Below are 23,026 nucleotides of genomic sequence, written 5' to 3' on the forward strand. Positions count from 1 at the left end.
AGATATGAAAATTTCATATGTAAATTATAAAAAAACGATATAGCAACTAACGATACTATAATCTATATTTAGTTTAATTAATATTTATCTGCTTACATCTTGAAATTATTATATTAGAAACAGTTTCGGCGCACCAAAGGTGCGCCGAAACTTATCTGAAAGTTTATAAAAAAAAATCGCAATACATTGTGATATTGCGATTTTTTTTATAAACTTATTTTTTTTCTTTTAAAATCTTACTTAAAACTTTTAGTTTCCCATCAATTGGCTGGTCAATCTTTAACCCTAAAACCTCAGCCACCAAAGGATAAATATTGATATTGGTAAATTCTCCGATCTCCATATTATTTTTAAATTCCGGTCCCCATGCATAGAAAGTCGCCTTCATTTCAGGAACTGTTCTTGGATTGTATCCATGTTTCCCAACAGAGGATTTCTTTCCTTTTTCCAGAAATATTTTCGGAGCTTTCGGAAGGAGAAGAATCTGGCCTATTCTGTTGTATTTATCATCTCTTGCAGCAAAATGCAGGTATCTTGGTAATTTTTTATCTAAATACACTTCGTAGTCCTCTGTTTGATGAGCCTTTAATTCTTTATAAACAGTTTTTACCTCATCCGGATTTTTAACATACACTCTTAAAAGGGTCTGAGAATTATAAAAATCGAATCTATTTTTATCAAAAAGAAGCGCTGGAATTTCCAAAGGAGCTCCACCATCAACCTTAATCATTCCGTGGTCTGAAACAAAAACAAAATTGACATTTTTTAATCCTAAATCATTCACTTTCTGAACAAGATCTCCAATGGCCTGATCAATCAGATGAACAGCTGTTTCTGTTTCCTGGGTATCCGGGCCAAAGTGATGTCCGCTTCCGTCTACTTCCGGGAAGTATAATGTTATAAAATGGGGTCTTTGGTCTTCCGGCAGCTTCAGCCAGTTCACTACTTTTTCTACTTTTTCGGATGGTGTAAATTTTTCATGATAAGGATAGTAATAAGTAGGTCTCATTCCGCCTGCATCACTGGCAGATCCAACCCACATTAAGGATGCAGATACCATCCCCTGCTTCTCGGCTAATCCCCAAAGAGGAATTCCGCCGTACCAGCTTCCGTCTTCTGCATTTTTTTTATTGCTCATCGCGTAGGTTTCCTTTCTCTTATAATCATAGAAAAAGTTATCAATTAAACCATGATGAGAAGGATAGAGTCCAGTGATAAGACTCCAGTGATTGGGAAAAGTAATACTCGGATAGCTTGGAATCATTGCTTCTGCTCTGACTCCGTTACCAGAAAGTTTCAGCAAGTTTTCGGCATTGTATTTTTTAGCATAATCATATCGAAAACCATCGGTAGAAATCATGATAACATAAGGTTTCGACTGGGCTTCAATACTATTCAGACGGCCTGGCACCACTACCTGAGCTGTGTCTATTATTCCTTGCTGAGCAAAAACCGTTAAGGAAAAAAACAGCAGTAAAAAATGTATTCCTCGCTTCATTATTTAAAAATTTTCGGCAAAGTTACATTCTCTACTGCTCCCTGAAAAGTTTAAGAGGTTAAAAGTATATTAAAAACCTTTTATTTTTGGAAAACAGGTTAAATACTGCGTGTCATTTCGAACTGTGATAACCAGTTTTGAAGGCCTATTTTTTCACCCAGGAATCTCTCTGTTTCTTTAGAGGTATCATCCACATTATTGATAGCCATGGGCCGCCCATCGGCTATAGCTGTAAAAAGTCCCGACCCAATTCCCTGCTTTCTATAATCTTTGTGTACTGCAATCTGAAGTACCCTTCTTGCTCCAGGATTGTAAATGATATATCCTACTAAATTTTCATCTGAATAAGCTCCCAATGTCTGATAATTTTCCGGCATAGGATTCAATACATGAACAGACCCCTGCCATGAAGGTTCAATATCCCAGAAAGAACAGAGATTATCCCATTGAAAGTCCTTCATTTCATTTATTGTGATCGTAGATTTTTTCACTTCGGAATCGATATTCCCTCTAAAACAAAGCAATTTTCTTACAATGCTAAAGCCTAAATTTTCATAAGCCCTGATTGCTGCGGTATTTCCCTCAATAACTTCAAGCAACAGTATAGTAGCACCTCTTTCCTTTAAAGCAGGAATGATAAAATCATACATTTTTCTTACCAAACCTTTTCCCCTGCTTTCGGGCACTACCCCAGTTCCGCCATTGTAAATAATTTTCTGGCCATTCTCCAACTTTTCAGACTGAAGGATAAAACTCACTAATTTTCCTTCTTCAAAAGCACCTACTGAAATATTCATATCTAATTTTTCAGCAACAATTTTCGCTGCAAGTATTTCTCTCGTAAGATGAAAAGGAACAATATAATCGGAAAAGGAAAGATTAAATACTGCTAAAAGGTCATCTAATTCAACATTGGCTAAGGTTTTAAACTCCATGAATCTTTATTTTTAAATTATCATTCTACAATTACCATTCTCTGTCAAGATCTTCTTTCCAGTCGTAAGGCATTAATTCTTTCAAGGTTACAAATACTCCGTTTTTCACTTCTATTACTGCATTGAGATTTTCTTTAGCCAGCTGACTCATCAATTCTCTGCAACGCCCACAGGGTGGAACTGCATTTCCATCATTTCCCACTGCCACTACAGCTTTGATATACCATTCTCCATTCTTAAGCATTTCTGCGACAGCACTATGTTCAGCACAAAATCCCATAGAACATGCTGTGTCTATACTGATTCCTGTATATACATTTCCAGCAGCAGTTTCAATAGCTGCAGCAACTCCTCCATATTCTATAAAGTCATTCAGTATTTGGGATTTTGCAAATTGGCTGGCTATTTCCTTTAAATCTTTTCTCATTGGACAAAGTATTAAGTTGTCTGATTATTTAAATACCATTGAACAGCATTCTGTTCTTCTCTTTTGATAAATAGATCTTTTCTATCGTTATAATCATTGCCATCCAACCATTCCATTATACTGAGTTTTTCTTTTAATCGTTGATACTCCTCCTTTACTTCAGGATGAGTGCGAAGATAGTCCCGGAATGCAATGTGACGGAGCCAATGTTCTGATGAAACAGGGAAGGTATGGATATGGGCTATCCGAAGATGATGATTGTGAAGTTCTTCTGGAATTTCATCTTCTGAATGAATAATTTCCGGAAATCCCAAGTTCTGAGGCTTATCTGTCAACTTAATGAAAAAACGGCGATACGGCATATCTTTATTGTACTTTTCATAGTACACATAATCCTTTCCTTGTAATAATAGGGGAAATTTATTGAGTTCGGATTCATCTTTTACCCCAATCATAATATCTATAATAGGTTTTGCTGATAATCCTTCTACAGAAGTGCTTCCAATATGTTGTATTTGGGGATCTAAAAAGCCTATACTTTTCTCCAGTTCATTTTTAATGGATTCAAACTGGTTGCTCCAGGATGGATTGTATTTTTCAAAAGTAACTTTCATGGGCATCCGCTTACTACACAAATATAAAAAAAATAAGGCAACGCCCTTGAATAAAGGCTATTAAAACCTATGATTAATACATAAAAGAACAATACCCCTGAAAAATCAGAGGTATTATTAAAAATATCTGGATATGTTTTTTTATTCTTTGATTAACTTTTCGTAGGATAAGTTCCCATCTTTTAATTTGATTTCAAAATAATACGTTCCCTGCTTAAGATCTTCAACATTGATATTTTCTCCATCCGGTTTTACAGATTTCACTTTTCTCCCTGTTGCATCATAGATTTCAAGAGAATGGATCTTGTCAACATTTTTGAAATTCACAATAGTCTTAGCCGGATTAGGATAAAGACCAATTTTCTTATTTTCTGCTGCTGCAATTTCACTTGTAGACAGACTACTTGCTGCCATTGTTAATGTAGCATACCCTCTATTTGTAGAACTGTGCTGAGAAATTGCTAAGCTATTTCCTTTTGCAAAAAAAATATCCAGCGGCCCTGCTGAATTGGATATTGAATAATCTCCAGCACTTCCCGCTAAACTTCTTGTAGCTATTACAGTACGAGTAGACCCTACTACAGTATTTGAAGTAATTGTCCAATCCTGAATAGCATCTACGGTTGGAAACTGTCCTATTCCATTAAAACTGTAATCAAGATTTGAATTAGTAGTAGAATTAGTATTATAAATGAATCCATCAGCGCCGGCTGCCATTCCTACATCTCCTGCTCCTATTGCAAGATAAGAAGTACTGCTTCCTGTGAGTGTCAAAGTTACCAAAGTAGGTGAAGTTTCCAATTTCACTGTCATTCCGGTCCCGCCAAGGGTTACTGTACCCGAGGAAAACTGTGCCCATGCAAAATTTGCAATAAGCAATCCTAATGTAAGTAAAGTTTTTTTCATATCATTTTTTTAAGAGGTTAATAATTTCTTCCTTGTGAGTTTGTAAGGCATATTCAAAGGGGGTCATCCCCATTGAGTCTTTTATTGATTTGTCAGCTTTATATTTAAGCAGAAGTTCAATGAGTTCTTTATTCCCGAATTTTACTGCCCAAAATAACGGTGTAGAACCTGTATCATCTGCAATATTGGGATCTGCATTTTTCTTTAGTAAATCTTCAACCAACTTTTTATTGTATTTCACGGAAAGGCCTGCCAATGCTGTTCCTTCTCTGCTTTTATAGTTTACATCTTTTACATGATCTATTAAAAATTCAGCTACTTCTACATTCCCTCTGTAACAAGCTAGAATAAGAGGAGAAAAACCATTTTCATTGGATTGATTGATGATATCAGGATTCTGCTTCATCAGTTCTTTTACTTCGGAAACCGTTCCACTTCTGGCAATATCAAATATTGATTTCGATTTCTCCTGGGCCAATAAAAAAGATCCCAGAAATACACTCAGTGCTATAATCAGGTTTCTCATTTTATCAGTATATAATTATATTCAACATTTACATTTTCAGCAATTTTCTTAGTAACCACTTTAGGTATTGTTACTTTGTAATCTGCCGGTTTTGCCACAAAGCTTCCCTGCATATAAATCTTTCCATCCTTTGCATACACTGAAGCTGCAGAGGTTATCGCTTTATCTACTCCATGAAAGTTTAAGGTACCCTGAACTGTATATTTCTGTGGGCTGGCAGTAAGTTTTGATTTGTCGAAGCCTACAATTTTTCCTTTAAATGTAGTTTTAGGAAATTTTGCGGACTCAGCATAGCTTTCATTGAAATGCTCTTCCATTAATTTGGTTTTAAAATGGAAATTTTTAACAACAGAAACAGATGCCATTTCTCCGGTATCAGCATTAAGAATAACCAGATTGGCATCATCCTGGGCATAAATATCTTCAAAAAGGGGTACGGATGCTTCAAATGTTAGTTTACCGGTTTTGGAACTGTATTTCTGGGCTGAAGCGTAACCGCCAAAAAGCAGGAATACGCTTAATAATGTTAGTTTTTTCATATCAAATATTTTAGTTTTCGGTTAAGCCATCAGCTTTCCACTTAATGAAAGTGTTAATCTGAGTGGCGGATAACGAACCGCCTTTAGGCATTTTCTGTGGGTCTCCATTTGCTCTCTGAATACGGTCTAAAATCCCGTCTATATTATTCTTAACCTGATCATAAGTGGCTAAAGGTTTAAAACTTCCTGCAGAGTGGCAACCAATACAGTTATTGTCCATAATCGGCTTTATATCTGCTGTATATTTTACAGGTAAGATAATAGGGGTGTTATCTGAAATTTCCTCATAGGTTCTGCTTTCACAGGCAATAAGGATCGCTGCGAATGATATGGCCAGTATGTATATTCCTTTTCTCATATTAAAAAACTCTGTAAAGGTTAAACCCAAAGAAAATGTGTCCTTTTCCCCAATTTCCGGATGCATTCGTAAGATACCCGATATCTGAATTGATCTGGGAATTTGTAAATAAAAGCTGAAAAACATGTCCCCCGGTTTCTATATCCACTCCTAATGACAAGGGGTTTTTATAAAAACTGTGATTGTCGAAATTCACAAAATATTCTGCATTTACAGAAATTCTTTTTGAGATTTTATAGCGGCCGCCAAGGCCGGCAAGAAATTGGTTTTTATCTTCTACAGTAGGTTCATAAAGATTCTTATGTACATATGAAGGGGTAAACTGTAATGAAAATTTATCGCTAAATCTTCTGGAAATAAGAGCCTGTGTAAGATAAGACAGTCTGTCACTGAATCTAAGATGCGGATATGTATCTTTATCTAAGGCTGTATTGGCACCCATTACATGATAGCCAACAACATCTACGGGAAAGTTCTCATTTTGTTTTACCAATCTATATTTAATGCCACCTTCAAAAGTTTTCATATTGGTTTCCCGGGACAGGCTTAAAGATATGGCATCTGTAACCCCGTAGATCACCCCCAGTTTGGTAGAAGCATTATCCAGTCCGAAAAAATCTTTAAAACCGGCGCTTACATCGCCAAACCGATGGGCAACAACCATATACCATTCTTTTTTGGCGGCAAGTTTAGTGGATTGTCCGGTCACAATCTGCAAGGCTTTGAATGCAGGTTGTGAAGTATCTGTATTGGTTTGTACAGTATCAATATCTTTCAGCAGATCTTCCTGTGCAAAGGCAAAAACTGATGAAAGTACCGACAAAAATAAGAGAGCTTTCGTCATATTACAATTTCTATTAAATTATGATATAACAAATCTATCGTGTTATCAATTCAAAAATATGTGATAAAAGTCACCAAGAAAATAGTTTTTATCAATCATAAATTTAAAAGATTTAAAACAATATAAATTAGACTAATCTAACATTGTCATTTACAGCGACTTTTATTCCTTCTTTTGTTTGCAGAATATCTCCATCACTTTCAATTTTCTTTAAAACTCTGCTTACCACTTCTCTGGAGGTTCCAAGATTATTGGCGATTTCCCTGTGAGTAATCTTTATGGGATTGTACCCAGTGACGGAAATTTGCTGTTTGATATAATTAAGAACTCTTTTGTCCAGGCGGTGAAAAACAGCGTCGTTTACCATACTCATTACTTCTGAAAATCGCCTGTCGTATTCACGATAAAACAATTTATTAATCTCAGGAAATCTCACCAGCCATTCATGCATAATGGAAACAGGAACCAACAATGCTTCGGAATCTTCCTCTGCAACAGCATATACCCTGCTTATATAATCTGTAAAAATAGATGAAAAGGTCATCAGGCAGCTATCATTTTCTCTAATATAATAATAGATAAGCTCTCTTCCATCGTTAAGTGTGAAAACTTTTATGGATCCTTTCGTCAAAAAAGGGACATACTTATTTTTCTGCCCTTCCCTCACTATTTCAGTCTTTGATTTTATATCTGCTAAAACAGCATGCTTCTGAAACTCATCCAGAAAATCGTTTCCTAAGAACCCGAATTTCTGAATAATAAATTGATTATTCATATCCTTCTTCCTTCAATATTCTGAAACAAATATATAAAACAGGATCAAATATTTGATAAAAAACAAAAAACTTTAATTATTAATACATAAATACTACTCAAAAACTTCTTTATGTAAATATTTACCATAAAATAATTCACTGTATTAACAATTTGTAATAAAAAAACTGTTTCATAAAAATGAAACAGTTTTGTAAAAGTCTATATTTCAGATCAGAATCTGTATTTCAGATTAGCTCCATAAAAGAAATAAGATTTATTAGGCCCCGGATTAAGATCTGTAGGAACTGAATAATTACTTCCTTTATCTGAATCATTGATGTTATTTCCAAGGAATAAGAACGTATAATTAATCTGGTTGGTAAGATTATTACCCATCACATAAAGATCTACATCAAACTTCCCAAAGGTCTTTTTATATCCTAATTTTGCATTTAGTAATCCAAATCCTTTTACAAGATTTTTGTTATTAAAGTTAGTATATACCTGTCCCAGATAGTTATATGTATTTAATAGATAAAAACCCTGCTTGGTATAGATATCTAACCCTAATGCATATTTATTTCTCGGAACTCCCACTACATTTTGGTGGTTGTATGAATCTTCTTTCCCACCTACTATAGTAGTGAAAGATTTATATTTAGCATCGTAATAAGAAAGGTTTACAAACGGAACTACTCTTTCGATAAATGAATTCTCTGATCTGTACTGATATCCGATACTAAACTCAAGTCCCGTATTTTTCTGACTTCCGGTATTAGCCCAGTAGGTTTGCCCCGGAATGGGACTATTAGGGATAACCAGTTGTGTAAGTTTATCAGAATAGTCGATTCTAAATGCAGAAATACGATAATCTAACTTTGTATTGAGTAAAAGCCCATGTACACTGAAATCAAACATTCTTGCGCGCTCAGGTTTTAAATCATCATTCGTCATGTTTGTAGCAGTAATAAATGAAGAGGCTGCGGTAGGAGAATTATACCCTTCACTATAGCTTAAATTAAAGATCTGATGTTTCCATTCTTTCTGCAAAGCAAAGTGAGGGGTGTACGCCATGTCATATTTCTTGTTGAATGACTGGTCTTTACGACCGGCGATCAAACCTGGCAATGCATAAAGATCTGTTCTATCATAATTTGTTCTATTAGCACTTATCCCTGCCAATAAAGTAAGTCCCCAGGGTTTATAAGTAAGATAATCAATCACAAAGTAGGTGGATTGATTGTTATTATATTTAAAATAGGAAGCCCCACTCATCCCTGTTGTCTGTAAAGGTTCAGTTTCAGAACCGGTAAATCGATAGCTTGAAGTCGTAGATACTGAATTTTGTATTTCCGCTCCAAAATCTAAACGGTTTTCAAAATCCTTAAACTCATTCTTTAATGTAAAAGTGGAACGCAATCCTACATTCGGAGAGCTTGTAACTCCATAGGCTCCCGCTGAAACACTTTCCGTATTTGCATTATAATAAAACAAGGTGGTATAGTTTCTTAAATTAGAAGTAAGACTTACCATATTACTCAATCCTACTCTTGTTGATTTTATTTTCGTTCCTGAGTTTTTTCGGATATAGGCAGGATTCCCGTTATCAATTCCTGCATAATAATCATCATATGAAATCTGTCCTGAAGTATGTTCATAGGAATAAGCCTGGCTTGCAAAGAAACTTAACTGATCTTTTTTTCCAAGCTTAACAGTACCATTCACGTTAAAGAAATTTTTCAGTCCGCCACCATTTGGTCTGTATCCATCCGTTTCAAGGTGTCCGTATGCTGCACTTACAGAGTAATTCTCATCAGCAACATTCAATTGTGTTCTGGACTGGAATGTTTTAAATGCTCCGAACATAGCATTTTCAGAAATGGATGCTCCTTTTGTAAAATCAGGACGGGTATAAAAACGGACTGCTCCTCCAACTCCGCCACCATACATGGTTGCTGCCGGACCTTTGATAACTTCTACATTGGTTACATAGGCGAAGTCAACATCATCCAGAACAGTCACCCCTTCAGCGTTGGTTAACGGCATATTATTCCAGTAGGCTTTCACACCCCAGTTATTGAACTTCTGATCGTTTCCATATCCACGAAGCACTAGTCTTTGTCCACCAAAATTGGTTCGTTTATCTACCTGAAGTCCGGGCATTGTTGACAATGTTTGATCAATAGCTGCAGGATTATTCCTGTTAAGATCTTCTTCGGAAAGCGTTTCTACAGATTGTCCGTGTCTTTTGAATTCTGCACGTTCCTGTTTTATTTTCTTTCTACCAAGGATGTTAACTTCATCAATTGATCCTTCCTGCACCTGTTGAGCATGAGCGATAGCGCAACCTAACATTGCTGCTATGCATATATATTTTTTCATTATTTAAAAATTAGTTATCATTAATATTATATTCACTTTAAACAAAGTGATTCTCCGGAGGCGGAATACTAATGGATAAATAATGAGTACTTTCTAATAGATGATAGTGATTGTGTGTTGTATTTAAATCCAGCGCTAAAAAAATGAAAGATCCCTTTCCACCAAGAATGGTAAAACGGGATGTTTTAAGCAAAACTTTCTTATGACCCGGGAGATCAATCTGGGTGCTCAGGTTTCTTTTTTTAACGGTTAATTTTTTTGAAAGGTCCACCAATGAATTGATGATAATGTCTTTTTTATCAAGGTAACAGAGAAAGTGTTTTTTCCCATTAACCTTGCTCACCCGAACAACATCATAAGAAAATCCGTTAAGCACAAATTCTTTATCTTCTTTCCATTCTGCTTTTACAAGATCATCTTCTGTAAAACATACGGTTTGCGATTTCTTTAAAGAATGCCGGGTAATATTATACTGTGTATGTTCGTATAGTTTTCTTTTTACATGCGAAACAACCTTGTAAGCCATATTATTAAATAACATGATTACCGGAATACATAAAAAGATAAAAAATAGTTTTCTATTCAAAAATAAAGGATATTTTAAGGTGCCAGTTCTTCATAAGTTTCTACCGAAGTAAACTTTGGAATACTAATCCTATGGGATATATTAGATTTTTCTAAGGTATACTCTATCCAACTATCTTTAAGATTGACAGTCTTCTTTGTACTTCCTATAGATGATCCTACCGGTAAATCTTCAACATTGGCCTCATTATTATTTTTATACTGGAAGCTACCTTGTATTACAATAACATCTCCCGATATATTCTGACTAAATGGAATTTTGTTACCTTCTGCCATCAGAGATTTGATAATAACATTATTTTTTTTCCTCAGTTTTATGGTATACATTATTCCTTTCACTCCAGCTCTTCCACCAGACCATTCCGTTTTTTCAGCAGAAATTACGGATACTTCTTTATCCTGAAAATTGGATACTGGCATTCCACAGGAAGCCAGTATCCAAAATAATATTAATAGTAATGGATTATTCATTTTTTAATCATCATCACCTCCAGTACGTCCGATTACCAGGAAATTACCGCTAAATACAATTTCTCCTTTATCTTCAGCTTTCAAAATATAAGTTCCCGGCGTCATTTTCTGACCGAATTCTTCATCAGATTTTACATTTTTCTTGCTGTATACCAACCTTCCAGCTTTATCAAATATACTGATATCTACGGTACTATGATTGGCATTGTTAAATCTTAAACGGGCAATTCCCTTGGATGGATTAGGATATACTCTGTTTACTGTTCTTGGGGATACTCCCGAAGTTTCTGAAGTAGCCAGTGTATTCGTATTTTGAGTTGTCCATGCTCCTCTTCCATAAGTAGAAACAAGAACCGTTTTTGTAGAAGGTCTGTAATCCAGACTTGTTACTCTTACATTCCCGATATTTCCTGTTACCGATGACCATGTAGGAGCTCCGGAAAGAAAATTTGTTGTCCCCCATACTCCCAGTTCTGTACCTACTAATACTTCATTAGGATCATCCGGATTTCTAAGAATAGTTCTTACCGGCATATCCGGTAGGTTTCCTTCTTTATTCTGCCATGATGTTCCCCCATCTGTTGAGTAGAATACGCTAATCTGATTATAATTAGATAATGTTAATAAAATTTCATTTTCATTCGTCCCAAATTCTACATCTGAAATAGTTCCTGCAGCAGGGGATGTTAATACAGTAGATGTATAGGATGGGGTATTGGCATTGGTAATTTTGAAAAGCCTTCCGAGGTTAGTCCCTACAAAAAGTGTAGAAGATGCCGTTGTATGAGGGGAAATTTTAAGCCATGAAACCTGTTCACCATTCTGTGCCGTTCCTACATTAATCTGATCATTGGTGAATGTTGTCGCAGTACTGCTTAGCCCGGCCGTTCTGAAAAGCGTAAGCCCTGAACGGTAAGAATAGAAAACATCATTCATTCTGTCCAGTGCAATTTCGTTTACAAAATGCCCCATACTCCTATTAGCAGAAGTTGAAATCAGATAATTAGCATTCGGCGTTGAGTTCAGCAAATAATGGCTATTATTGGTATAGCTTGATATTTCATATAAGTCCTGATCGTCATACTCCGGGTACATTCCGTCTCCTCCAGTAGCAGCAGCAAGAGTAAGGAAATTGTTAGGTTGTGGCACACCATACAGCCACCATGAACCATTATCTTGCGCTCCTGCCAGTAATTCCTCATTTGCAGGAGTTTTTGTAGGATTAAGTACAGCTCCGTAGAACTGGGTTACATTATATCTTGTATTTCTGGCTACCATACCTCCAACAGCACCAATACTTTCTTTATTGGCAGCAAAGAAGATTCCGCCATCATTTCCAAACATCATTTGGCCGGTATTGTAATTATTAAATGGGTTAAATACTATAGCGTGCTGATCGGCATGTACCGTAGAAACAGCAAGGTTAGCCATAGCATTATTGTTAGACCATTTTGAAATCTGCGCCCAGTTAGCGCCTCCATCTGTAGATTTAAATAGATCAATACCTCCAATATACAGGGTATTATCATTCAGAGGGTCTGTAGTTATAACCAGATCATAAAAAGACTGTCCTCTAGTAAAGTCATTGGTTGGGATACTTGTATCTGTAGCTTTAGGTAATTTGATAACTTGTGGCACATCTGAAGTAGACTGCCATGTAGCTCCGCCATCCGCTGTTTTTACAATTCTGATAGGCTCAGTAGTTCCAACTCCCTGCATAAAAGCGTAAGCTTTATTGGCATCCGTTTTCGAAAGCGTAAAATTAACTCTTGAGCCAGTATTTCCTACATTATAGATTTGATTGAAAGTATTCCCATCAGTAGATTTAAAAATTCTACCTCCTGAATCTATATTTGTAAACCTGGAACTCCTTGTAGAAAGCCATATAGAATTATCAGCTGCAATTTCTATTTGCTGGATAGAATATCCTGTTGTACTTACTACATTCGTTGTTGTATTCATTGCCAGCAGGTTAGTGTTTTTGGTAAATGTTGCCCCGCCGTCTACAGATTTATACAATCCTGCCTGGCTTAATCCCTGCCATCCGTCATTAAAGGATATACCAACATAAGAACCGCTTACTCCTGCATATATTTCTGAAACCCCGTTGTTATTTCTTACTTTAATATCATTGATATAAAAATTCCCATTTCTTACCCCATTAGAAGCATAAGTAACCGGAACGGTAAAAATCTGAGTCCATGTAGTGCCACCATTTGTAGTTTTCCAGATTCCTGAGCCTACAACATCAGTGGTTGATGATTCTCCCGTACCTACATAAAATGTCTGAGAATTGTTGGGATCATAAGTAATGCATACCACAGAAGTATTTGCCCAGAATGTGCTTAAAGGCTGCCATTCGTTTGTACTTACTGAAGGATCCTGATTCACCCAAAGTCCTCCTGAAACTCCGCCGGCAAAAACTCTTTTACCTGTAGGATCATTGGGATCATACATGATTGCTCTGGTTCTTCCTCCTACATTATAAGGTCCTCTTTCAATCCAGGGTTCATTAATTATTTTTCCTGTAGCAGATCCCTGATTACCGGCAATAAAAGACATTGGCTGAGTAGCCTTGTATTGCCCCATCAAAATATCTTTATTTACTTTTGCTAATTTTTCAAAATTAACATTTCCTGTAACAGGATCCATGGTTCTTTTATAATCCTCCTCATTATATAGATCTGGAGGAGTTCCCATTAACTTCGAATTCTTACGGGCTTTCTTAATATCTTTTTCATATTTCAAATAAAGCTCCTGTAAATGCTTCTGATTGGCTTGAGGTTTATTTTGCTGCTGAGCATACATATTGATGCATAGTAAAGCAGCTGCGATAGGATAAAGTTTCATTCCTTTCAATTTTTCACAAATTTAATTAAGAAAAACAAGATAGTTTAACCTATATTAACTAAATATATTCAATTTGTATTTAAACTTAATAAAGCTAATCGATATTATATTTTACCCATTTTACAGGTCTATATCAATAGTAGAATTATGAAAATTGCAAACACTTATAAAAAAGAACAGTTTTGTGAATTAATTGCAATCCAATACATTAATTTCTATATCTTATTTTTATTGTAACAGAAAATAAATCTAATTAATTCGATCCTTTATTGATCAATTTTAAGCCTTGCCAAACAAAATATCACATAAAAAATGCCCTGGTAAAAAACCAGGGCATTCTTATTTTATTGTAAGAAAAATCTTAAGCTTGTACGTTGTTTCCTCCTAATACGAAAGGCTCAACTTCTTTGATTTCTCCGAACTGCTGCTCGTAGTTAGCGATGTTCTGTTGAAGAGCGCTTAATACTCTTTTAGCGTGAAGTGGAGCAAGAATTACTCTTGATCTTACTTTAGCCTGCTGAACACCTGGCATCAACTGAATAAAGTCTACTACAAATTCAGATGGAGAGTGGTTTACTAACGCTAAGTTAGCATAGATACCAGCAGCTACCATTTCGTTTAATTCGATGTTGATGTTTCCGTCTTGTGGATTTTGATTGTTGTCCATTGTTATAAATTATGTTTTTAAAATTCGAAATTTGAGATTGTGAAAATATAAAAATAATTTCAAATCCCAAATTTCAAATCATTAATTTTAGTTAAGGTCTTCGAATTCTTTCTTAGAACCTACGATAACATTCTGATACTCTTTAAGACCAGTACCTGCAGGAATTCTGTGTCCTACAATTACATTTTCTTTAAGACCGTTAAGATCATCTATCTTACCAGCAACTGCTGCTTCGTTAAGTACTTTAGTTGTTTCCTGGAACGATGCTGCAGACATGAACGATTTCGTTTGAAGTGCTGCTCTTGTAATACCTTGTAGTACAGGAGTTGCTGTAGCAGGAAGAGCTTCTCTTACTTCTACTAACCTCTGATCTTCACGTCTCAATTTAGAGTTTTCATCTCTTAATTCTCTTGCAGTAATCATCTGACCTGGCATGAATTCTTTAGAATCACCAGCATCTACTACTACTTTAAGACCGAATACTCTATTGTTCTCTTCCAAGAAGTCATACTTGTGCTCAAGAGCTCCTTCTAGGAATTGAGTATCACCTCCATCCACGATAGATACTTTTGTCATCATCTGTCTTACGATGATTTCGAAGTGCTTGTCGTCGATTTTTACCCCCTGTAGACGGTAAACTTCCTGGATTTCGTTTACTAAGTATTCCTGAACAGCTGTTGGACCTTTAATTCTTAAGATATCGTCTGGAGTGATTGAACCGTCAGAAAGTGGCGAACCAGCTCTAACGAAGTCATTCTCCTGTACTAAGATCTGGTTAGATAATTTAACTAAGTAAATTTTTCTTTCTCCAGTTTTAGCCTCAACGATCAATTCACGGTTACCTCTCTTAATTTTTCCGTAAGAAACTACCCCGTCGATTTCAGTAACAACCGCTGGGTTTGAAGGGTTTCTTGCTTCGAATAATTCGGTAACTCTCGGAAGACCTCCGGTGATATCCCCTGCTTTTGCAGATTTTCTTGGGATCTTGATTAGGACTTTACCAGCCTTAATTTTTTCACCATCGTTTACCATTAAGTGGGCTCCTACCGGTAAGTTGTAAGCTTTTTGCTCAACCCCTTTAGAGTCTACCACTTTAAGAGTAGGTACGGCTTTCTTATTTCTAGATTCAGAGATTACTTTCTCTTCAAATCCTGTCTGTTCGTCAATTTCAAGTTGGAATGAAATACCTTGGATAATATCCTCGTATTCTACCTTACCTGCAGTTTCAGCAATGATAACCGCGTTATACGGATCCCATCTACAGATCGTATCTCCTTTCTTCACTTTATCACCTGGTTTCACAGATAATATAGATCCGTAAGGTACGTTAGCTACCATTAATGGAGTTCTAGACTCATTATCAGCAACCAATCTAAATTCTGTTGAACGAGAAACTACAACCTCAGCTGTATTACCGTTTTCATCTTCAGAAGTAATTGTTCTTACTTCATCCATTTCTACGATACCGTCTCTTCTTGCAACAATAGATGGGTTTTCAGAAACGTTACCTGCGGTACCCCCTTGGTGGAAGGTTCTCAACGTAAGCTGAGTTCCCGGTTCCCCAATTGACTGTGCACCGATAACACCTACTGCCTCACCCATGTGGATCATCTTACCTGTTGCTAAGTTTCTACCGTAACATTTCGCACAGATTCCTTTTTTAGCTTCACATGTAAGTGGTGAACGTACTTCAACAGCTTCTAATCCTGCTGCCTCAATTCTCTTAGCTAATTGCTCAGTAATTACTTGGTCAGCTTCAGTGATTAATTCATCACTTTCAGGATCATAAATATTGTGAAGAGATACTCTACCTAAGATTCTTTCAGAGATTTTTTCAACGATCTCGTCATTTTTCTTAAGTGCAGTAACTTCTGTTCCTCTCAATGTTCCACAGTCATCTTCTGTAACGATAACGTCCTGTGCAACGTCTACCAATCTTCTGGTTAGGTAACCAGCATCGGCAGTTTTAAGAGCGGTATCCGCAAGACCCTTACGAGCACCGTGGGTAGAGATAAAGTACTCTAAGATAGAAAGACCTTCCTTAAAGTTTGCAAGGATCGGGTTTTCGATGATCTCCGCACCGGTAGAACCAGCTTTTTGCGGTTTTGCCATCAAACCTCTCATCCCTGATAACTGACGGATCTGCTCCTTAGAACCCCTCGCCCCAGAGTCAAGCATCATGTATACAGAGTTGAAACCACCTTGGTCAGTTTTCATTCTGCTCATGATCATTTCAGTTAATCCGGCGTTGGTGTTAGTCCAAACGTCGATTACCTGGTTATAACGTTCTGTATCGGTAATTAGACCCATGTTATAGTTAGCTCTAATTTCGTCTACAGTTTCAATTGAAGTAGCAATCATCTGCTTTTTCTCTACAGGTACTACGATATCTCCAAGAGAGAATGATAGACCTCCTTTGAATGCGTTTGAATACCCTAGATCTTTCATTGCATCCAAGAACTTCACAGTGGTAGGGAAATCCGTATCAGCAAGGATCTTACCGATAACGTTTCTTAATGATTTCTTCGTAAGAAGCTCATTAATATATCCTGACTGCTTAGGTACGATTTGGTTGAATAAGATTCTACCTACAGAAGTTTCGATCAATTTTGTTACGATTACTCCGTCTTCTTTAACTGGTAGTCTACATCTTACTTTAGCATTCAATGAAACTCTACCTTCTGCGTAAGCGATTTCCGCTTCTTCAGGAGAATAGAATGCAAGACCTTCTCCTTTTACTTTCATATCTTCTGTAGAGCTCAATTCTTTAGTCATGAAATAAAGACCAAGAACCATGTCCTGAGATGGTACTGTAATTGGAGAACCGTTTGCAGGGTTCAAGATGTTCTGAGAACCTAACATCAATAACTGAGCTTCAAGGATCGCTTCTGGTCCTAACGGTAAGTGTACCGCCATCTGGTCACCATCGAAATCGGCGTTGAATGCTGTTGTTACTAACGGGTGTAGCTGGATCGCTTTACCTTCGATCATCTTAGGTTGGAAAGCCTGAATACCCAATCTGTGAAGAGTAGGTGCTCTGTTCAGTAGAACAGGGTGACCTTTCATCACGTTTTCAAGGATATCATAAACTACTGGTTCTTTTCTATCGATAATTCTCTTTGCAGATTTTACTGTTTTTACAATTCCTCTCTCGATTAGTTTTCTAATGATGAATGGTTTGTAAAGTTCAGCTGCCATATCCTTAGGAATACCACACTCGTGAAGCTGTAAGTTTGGACCTACAACAATTACCGAACGCGCAGAGTAGTCAACCCTTTTCCCTAGTAAGTTCTGACGGAAACGACCTTGTTTACCTTTCAATGAATCAGAAAGTGATTTCAATGGTCTGTTTGATTCAGATTTTACTGCAGAAGATTTTCTTGTGTTATCGAATAATGAATCTACTGATTCCTGAAGCATACGCTTCTCGTTTCTCAAGATTACTTCAGGAGCTTTGATCTCCAATAATCTCTTCAAACGGTTATTTCTGATGATAACTCTTCTATAAAGGTCATTTAAGTCAGAAGTTGCGAAACGTCCTCCATCCAATGGAACTAGTGGTCTTAGTTCTGGTGGGATAACAGGAAGCACACGCATAATCATCCACTCTGGTCTGTTGATCATTCTTGTATTAGCACCTCTTAATGCTTCTACAACGTTCAATCTTTTCAGCGCTTCAGTTCTTCTTTGCTTAGAACCTTCATTGTGAGCTTTGTGTCTTAAGTCGAAAGACAATGCATCAAGATCAATTCTTTTTAACAGATCTTCTACAGCTTCAGCACCCATTCTGGCGATGAATTTGTTTGGATCAGAATCATCAAGATACTGGTTTTCTACAGGAAGAGTTTCCATGATATCAAGGTACTCTTCTTCTGTAAGGAATTCCATATTTTCAAAATCAGAACCGTCTAATTTTTTAGCAATACCCTGCTGAATCACTACATATCTTTCGTAGTAGATGATCATGTCTAATTTCTTAGAAGGAATTCCTAAAAGGTATCCGATTTTGTTTGGTAATGAACGGAAATACCAGATGTGTGCAATTGGAACTACAAGGTTGATGTGCCCGATTCTCTCTCTTCTTACTTTTTTCTCAGTAACTTCTACTCCACAACGGTCACAAACGATCCCTTTGTAACGAATTCTCTTGTATTTACCACAAGCACATTCGTAATCCTTTACAGGACCAAAAATTTTCTCACAGAATAGCCCGTCTCTTTCAGGCTTGTGAGTTCTGTAGTTAATAGTTTCCGGCTTTAAAACCTCCCCTCTTGAGTCTTGTAAAATAGACTCCGGTGAAGCTAAACCGATGGTTATTTTATTAAATCTACTTGATTTATTTTTATTTGACATTTTTTGTTATTTGAGATTTGACATTTGAAATTTGAGATTAATGAATCTCTAAAAATTTTATTTTAATTTTTGTTTGAAATCTGCGTACAGAATTTCAAATTTCAAATAAATTAATTTCAAATGGAATTTATTCCTCAAGTCTTACGTCTAATCCAAGACCTTGTAACTCGTGAAGTAATACGTTGAATGATTCCGGAATACCTGGTTCAGGCATAGATTCACCTTTTGCAATTGCTTCATAAGTTTTTGCTCTACCAATCACGTCATCTGACTTCACAGTAAGGATCTCTCTCAAGATGTTAGATGCACCGAATGCTTCAAGTGCCCAAACCTCCATCTCTCCAAATCTCTGACCACCGAACTGAGCTTTACCTCCTAACGGCTGCTGAGTAATCAATGAGTAAGGACCAATAGAACGTGCGTGCATCTTATCATCAACCATGTGTCCTAGTTTCAGCATGTAGATAACACCCACCGTAGCTGCCTGTGTAAATCTTTCTCCGGTACCACCATCATAAAGGTGAGTGTGACCGAATTTAGGAAGGCCTGCTTTTTCAGTGTACTCAGTAATCTGATCAAGAGTTGCTCCGTCAAAGATTGGTGTAGCGAACTTCATTCCTAATTTCTGACCAGCCCATCCAAGAACTGTTTCATAGATCTGTCCGATGTTCATACGAGAAGGTACCCCTAGTGGATTCAATACGATATCTACTGGTGTTCCGTCTTCCAGGAATGGCATATCTTCTTCACGAACGATTCTCGATACGATACCTTTGTTACCGTGACGTCCTGCCATTTTATCCCCTACATTCAGTTTACGTTTCTTAGCGATGTAAACTTTAGCCAGCTTCATGATCCCTGCTGGAAGCTCATCTCCGATTGAAATTGCAAATTTCTCACGGTTTTTAACCCCTTGGATATCGTTATATTTGATTTTGTAATTGTGAATCAATTGTTTAATCAATTCATTCTTGTCTGCGTCTACTGTCCAATCTGAACCGCTAACATTTACATAATCTTCAACTGAAGTTAATAACTTGTGAGTAAACTTCACCCCTTTACCGATAATTTCTTCGTCAAGGTCATTTTGTACCCCTTGAGAAGTTTTACCGCTTACCAGTGTATTTAATTTTTCAATTAAAGTGTTTCTCAACTCGTCAAACTTAGCCTTGTAAGTGTTTTCAATCTCTTCAAGTTTAAGTTTTTCTTCAGTTCTTTTCTTTTTGTCTTTAATGTTTCTAGAGAACAACTTCTTGTTGATAACAACCCCTCTTAATGAAGAGTCAGCTTTTAATGATGCATCTTTTACATCACCAGCTTTATCACCGAAGATTGCTCTAAGAAGTTTTTCTTCAGGAGTCGGGTCAGATTCACCTTTTGGAGTAATTTTACCAATCATGATATCTCCAGGCTTCACTTCAGCACCGATTCTGATCATACCGTTTTCGTCAAGATCTTTAGTAGCTTCTTCAGATACGTTTGGAATATCTGCTGTAAGCTCTTCCATACCTAATTTAGTATCACGAACTTCAAGTGAATACTCATCCACATGGATGGAAGTAAACCAGTCTTCACGTACAACTTTTTCGTTGATTACGATGGCATCCTCAAAGTTGTATCCTTTCCAAGGCATGAACGCTACCACTAAGTTTCTACCAAGAGCTAATTCTCCTTTTTCCGTCGCATAGCCGTCGCAAAGTACCTGTCCTTTTTCCACTACATCACCTACTCTTACGTTTGGTCTTAGGGTAATGGTAGTACTCTGGTTAGTTTTTCTAAACTTAGTAAGGTTGTATGTTTTAGTAGCAGACTCAAATTGTACTAAATCTTCGTCTTCACTTCTTTCATATTTGATGGTAATCTTGTCAGCATCTACGTACTGTACTGTACCTGTACCTTCAGCGTTAATTAAGATTCTTGAATCTCTTGCAACTTGCTGCTCAAGCCCTGTACCAACAACTGGAGCCTGTGGCTTCAATAGAGGAACGGCCTGACGCATCATGTTAGATCCCATCAATGCACGGTTCGCATCATCATGTTCCAAGAATGGAATTAATGAAGCAGAAATACCGGAAATCTGGTTAGGTGCAACGTCGATAAGGTTAACCTGAGCTGGTTCAACTACCGGGTAGTCACCATCTAATCTTGCAATAATTCTGTCTGTTAAGAAATCACCATTATCACTTAATTCAACGTTTGCCTGAGCAATTACTTTATCTTCTTCGTCTTCTGCATTCAGATAAATAGGAGCAGCGTTAAGATCTATCTTACCACCTTCTACTTTTCTATATGGAGTTTCGATGAAACCAAGGTTGTTGATTTTTGCATAAATACCTAGCGATGAAATCAAACCGATGTTTGGTCCTTCCGGAGTTTCAATCGGACAAATTCTTCCATAGTGAGTATGGTGAACGTCACGAACCTCGAAACCTGCTCTTTCTCTTGATAAACCACCAGGCCCTAGTGCAGATAATCTTCTCTTGTGAGTGATCTCTGATAGAGGGTTGGTTTGGTCCATGAACTGAGATAGCTGGTTGGTACCGAAGAATGAGTTAATAACAGACGTTAACGTCTTAGCATTAACAAGATCAAGTGGAGTAAATATTTCGTTATCTCTAACGTTCATTCTCTCTTTGATTGTTCTTGCAATTCTTGAAAGACCTACACCGAACTGCCCTGCTAATTGCTCACCAACAGTTTTAATTCTTCTGTTTGATAAGTGGTCGATGTCATCCACCTCCGCTTTAGAGTTTACAAGTTCAATTAAGTGTCTTACGATTGCAATGATATCCTCTTTTGTAAGAACTTCAGTTGTAGTTGGGATGTTAAGACCTAACTTTTTGTTTAGTCTGTAACGTCCTACTTCACCTAAAGAGTATCTCTGCTCAGAGAAGAATAATTTTTCAATGATTCCTCTTGCAGTTTCCTCATCTGGTGGATCTGCATTTCTTAACTGACGATAGATATACTCTACTGCTTCTTTCTCAGAGTTAGTAGGGTCTTTTTGTAATGTATTCTGGATGATAGAGAATTCATTGCTGTTTTCTTTGTGAATCAAGATAGATTTCACACCAGCATCCAAGATAAGATCTAAGTGTTCTTTCTCCAGGATAGTCTCTCTATCTAAGATGATTTCGTTTCTTTCGATAGAAACTACTTCACCTGTATCTTCGTCTACGAAATCTTCGAACCAAGTGTTCAATACTCTCGCAGCCAATGTTCTCCCTTCTACTTTTTTAAGGGCCGCTTTAGAAACTTTCACTTCTTCAGCAAGGTCGAAGATCTGAAGGATATCCTTATCAGATTCATAACCAATAGCTCTTAATAAAGTTGTTAATGGTAACTTTTTCTTACGGTCGATATACGCGTACATTACGCTGTTGATATCCGTTGTAAATTCCATCCAAGATCCTTTGAAAGGAATAATTCTTGAATAGTAAAGTTTGGTTCCGTTAGCGTGGTAAGTTTGTCCGAAGAATACACCAGGTGAACGGTGAAGCTGCGTAACAATAACTCTTTCAGCACCATTGATAATGAAAGATCCACTTGGCGTCATGTAAGGAACCGGACCTAAATATACATCCTGAACCACTGTTTGGAAATCTTCGTGTTCCGGGTCAGTACAGTACAATTTAAGTCTTGCTTTTAGAGGTACTGAATAAGTAAGTCCTCTTTCCACACACTCATCAATTGAATAACGTGGAGAATCTACCAGATAGTCTAAGAATTCTAATACGAATTGGTTTCTTGAATCCGTAATTGGGAAATTCTCTTGGAAAGTCTTGTAAAGAGCTTCTGTCTTTCTGGCTTCAGGAAGTGTATCAAGCTGGAAAAATTCTCTGAAAGACTCGATTTGGATGTCCAAGAAGTCTGGAGTTACAATTTTTCCTTTCGCTGATGAGAAATTAATTCTCGGATTTCCTTGAGTTGTTGATTTTGTTTTACTCATAAAACTTTTAAGAAAGGGTTAAAAAATATTTTGATTCATTTAAAAATATCAGGAAAGAAAAGGAGAGAAAAGAGAAAAGAGAAAAGACATGGAGATATTTGGCGCTATCAGAAATTGTCTTTATTCTTTGTTCTTTATTCTTACAGTCTGATTCCTAACTGCAACACTGGTATATCTTTTCACAGCGTAATGCAAAATATTTTTCTTACTTTTGAGACGGTATTATCCGTAATATCTATAAACACGAAATCCCTTCCATGTTATTACACAATGAAAGAGTTGATTTTCAATATTTTATAAATTTACAAACAATTATTCGCGCCAAAAGAGGGGCAAATATACAAAAAGTTATCCACAATAACAAAT

Annotated in this window: 17 protein-coding genes; all 17 read right to left on the reverse strand. The window is 36.7% G+C overall.

Features of this window, described 5'->3' with window-relative positions:
* Positions 1 to 214: 214 nt before the first annotated feature.
* Positions 215 to 1,498 carry an ectonucleotide pyrophosphatase/phosphodiesterase gene (locus CHSO_RS22640; protein ID WP_045501087.1) on the reverse strand — a complete coding sequence of 428 codons (1,284 nt, stop codon included), beginning with the start codon at positions 1,496 to 1,498 and terminating at the stop codon, positions 215 to 217.
* A gap of 98 nt (positions 1,499 to 1,596) precedes the next feature.
* Positions 1,597 to 2,433: a GNAT family N-acetyltransferase gene (locus CHSO_RS22645; protein ID WP_045501089.1), complete on the reverse strand. Its 837-nt coding sequence runs from the start codon at positions 2,431 to 2,433 to the stop codon at positions 1,597 to 1,599.
* A 31-nt stretch (positions 2,434 to 2,464) separates the two neighbouring features.
* Entirely contained in the window at positions 2,465 to 2,860 is a 396-nt protein-coding gene (locus CHSO_RS22650) for a cytidine deaminase family protein (protein WP_045501091.1), read from the reverse strand.
* Positions 2,861 to 2,871: 11 nt separating this feature from the next.
* Positions 2,872 to 3,474 carry a GrpB family protein gene (locus tag CHSO_RS22655; protein ID WP_045503221.1) on the reverse strand — a complete coding sequence of 201 codons (603 nt, stop codon included), beginning with the start codon at positions 3,472 to 3,474 and terminating at the stop codon, positions 2,872 to 2,874.
* A 141-nt stretch (positions 3,475 to 3,615) separates the two neighbouring features.
* Complete coding sequence (locus tag CHSO_RS22660) at positions 3,616 to 4,380, reverse strand: T9SS type A sorting domain-containing protein (protein ID WP_045501092.1); 765 nt, start codon at positions 4,378 to 4,380, stop codon at positions 3,616 to 3,618.
* A 1-nt stretch (position 4,381) separates the two neighbouring features.
* A complete protein-coding gene (locus CHSO_RS22665; protein WP_045501094.1) occupies positions 4,382 to 4,906 on the reverse strand; it encodes an ankyrin repeat domain-containing protein in 525 nt (174 codons plus the stop codon).
* Positions 4,903 to 5,445 carry a YceI family protein gene (locus CHSO_RS22670; RefSeq protein ID WP_045501096.1) on the reverse strand — a complete coding sequence of 181 codons (543 nt, stop codon included), beginning with the start codon at positions 5,443 to 5,445 and terminating at the stop codon, positions 4,903 to 4,905. The genes CHSO_RS22665 and CHSO_RS22670 overlap by 4 nt, the downstream gene beginning before the upstream one ends.
* Positions 5,446 to 5,455: 10 nt before the next feature.
* Positions 5,456 to 5,803 (reverse strand): hypothetical protein, encoded by a 348-nt coding sequence (locus tag CHSO_RS22675; RefSeq protein WP_045501098.1) that lies wholly within the window; start codon positions 5,801 to 5,803, stop codon positions 5,456 to 5,458.
* 1 nt (position 5,804) lies between these two features.
* Positions 5,805 to 6,647, reverse strand: a complete 843-nt coding sequence (locus tag CHSO_RS22680; protein ID WP_045501099.1) for a DUF5777 family beta-barrel protein — start codon at positions 6,645 to 6,647, stop codon at positions 5,805 to 5,807.
* A gap of 127 nt (positions 6,648 to 6,774) precedes the next feature.
* Complete coding sequence (locus tag CHSO_RS22685; protein WP_045501100.1) at positions 6,775 to 7,422, reverse strand: Crp/Fnr family transcriptional regulator; 648 nt, start codon at positions 7,420 to 7,422, stop codon at positions 6,775 to 6,777.
* A gap of 212 nt (positions 7,423 to 7,634) precedes the next feature.
* Positions 7,635 to 9,785: a TonB-dependent receptor gene (locus CHSO_RS22690; RefSeq protein ID WP_045501101.1), complete on the reverse strand. Its 2,151-nt coding sequence runs from the start codon at positions 9,783 to 9,785 to the stop codon at positions 7,635 to 7,637.
* A gap of 37 nt (positions 9,786 to 9,822) precedes the next feature.
* Positions 9,823 to 10,311: a hypothetical protein gene (locus CHSO_RS22695; RefSeq protein WP_144429018.1), complete on the reverse strand. Its 489-nt coding sequence runs from the start codon at positions 10,309 to 10,311 to the stop codon at positions 9,823 to 9,825.
* A 74-nt stretch (positions 10,312 to 10,385) separates the two neighbouring features.
* Complete coding sequence (locus tag CHSO_RS22700) at positions 10,386 to 10,841, reverse strand: hypothetical protein (protein WP_144429019.1); 456 nt, start codon at positions 10,839 to 10,841, stop codon at positions 10,386 to 10,388.
* 3 nt (positions 10,842 to 10,844) lie between these two features.
* Positions 10,845 to 13,691: a T9SS type A sorting domain-containing protein gene (locus tag CHSO_RS22705; protein WP_052480698.1), complete on the reverse strand. Its 2,847-nt coding sequence runs from the start codon at positions 13,689 to 13,691 to the stop codon at positions 10,845 to 10,847.
* Positions 13,692 to 14,052: 361 nt separating this feature from the next.
* On the reverse strand, positions 14,053 to 14,358 hold the full coding sequence (locus CHSO_RS22710; protein WP_027375539.1) for a DUF3467 domain-containing protein: 306 nt from the start codon (positions 14,356 to 14,358) through the stop codon (positions 14,053 to 14,055).
* Positions 14,359 to 14,445: 87 nt separating this feature from the next.
* Entirely contained in the window at positions 14,446 to 18,711 is a 4,266-nt protein-coding gene (rpoC, locus tag CHSO_RS22715) for a DNA-directed RNA polymerase subunit beta' (protein ID WP_045501105.1), read from the reverse strand.
* 127 nt (positions 18,712 to 18,838) lie between these two features.
* Entirely contained in the window at positions 18,839 to 22,660 is a 3,822-nt protein-coding gene (gene rpoB / locus CHSO_RS22720) for a DNA-directed RNA polymerase subunit beta (protein ID WP_045501106.1), read from the reverse strand.
* Positions 22,661 to 23,026 lie beyond the last annotated feature (366 nt).

It is taken from the genome of Chryseobacterium sp. StRB126 (assembly GCF_000829375.1).
In the GTDB taxonomy this organism is placed as follows: domain Bacteria; phylum Bacteroidota; class Bacteroidia; order Flavobacteriales; family Weeksellaceae; genus Chryseobacterium.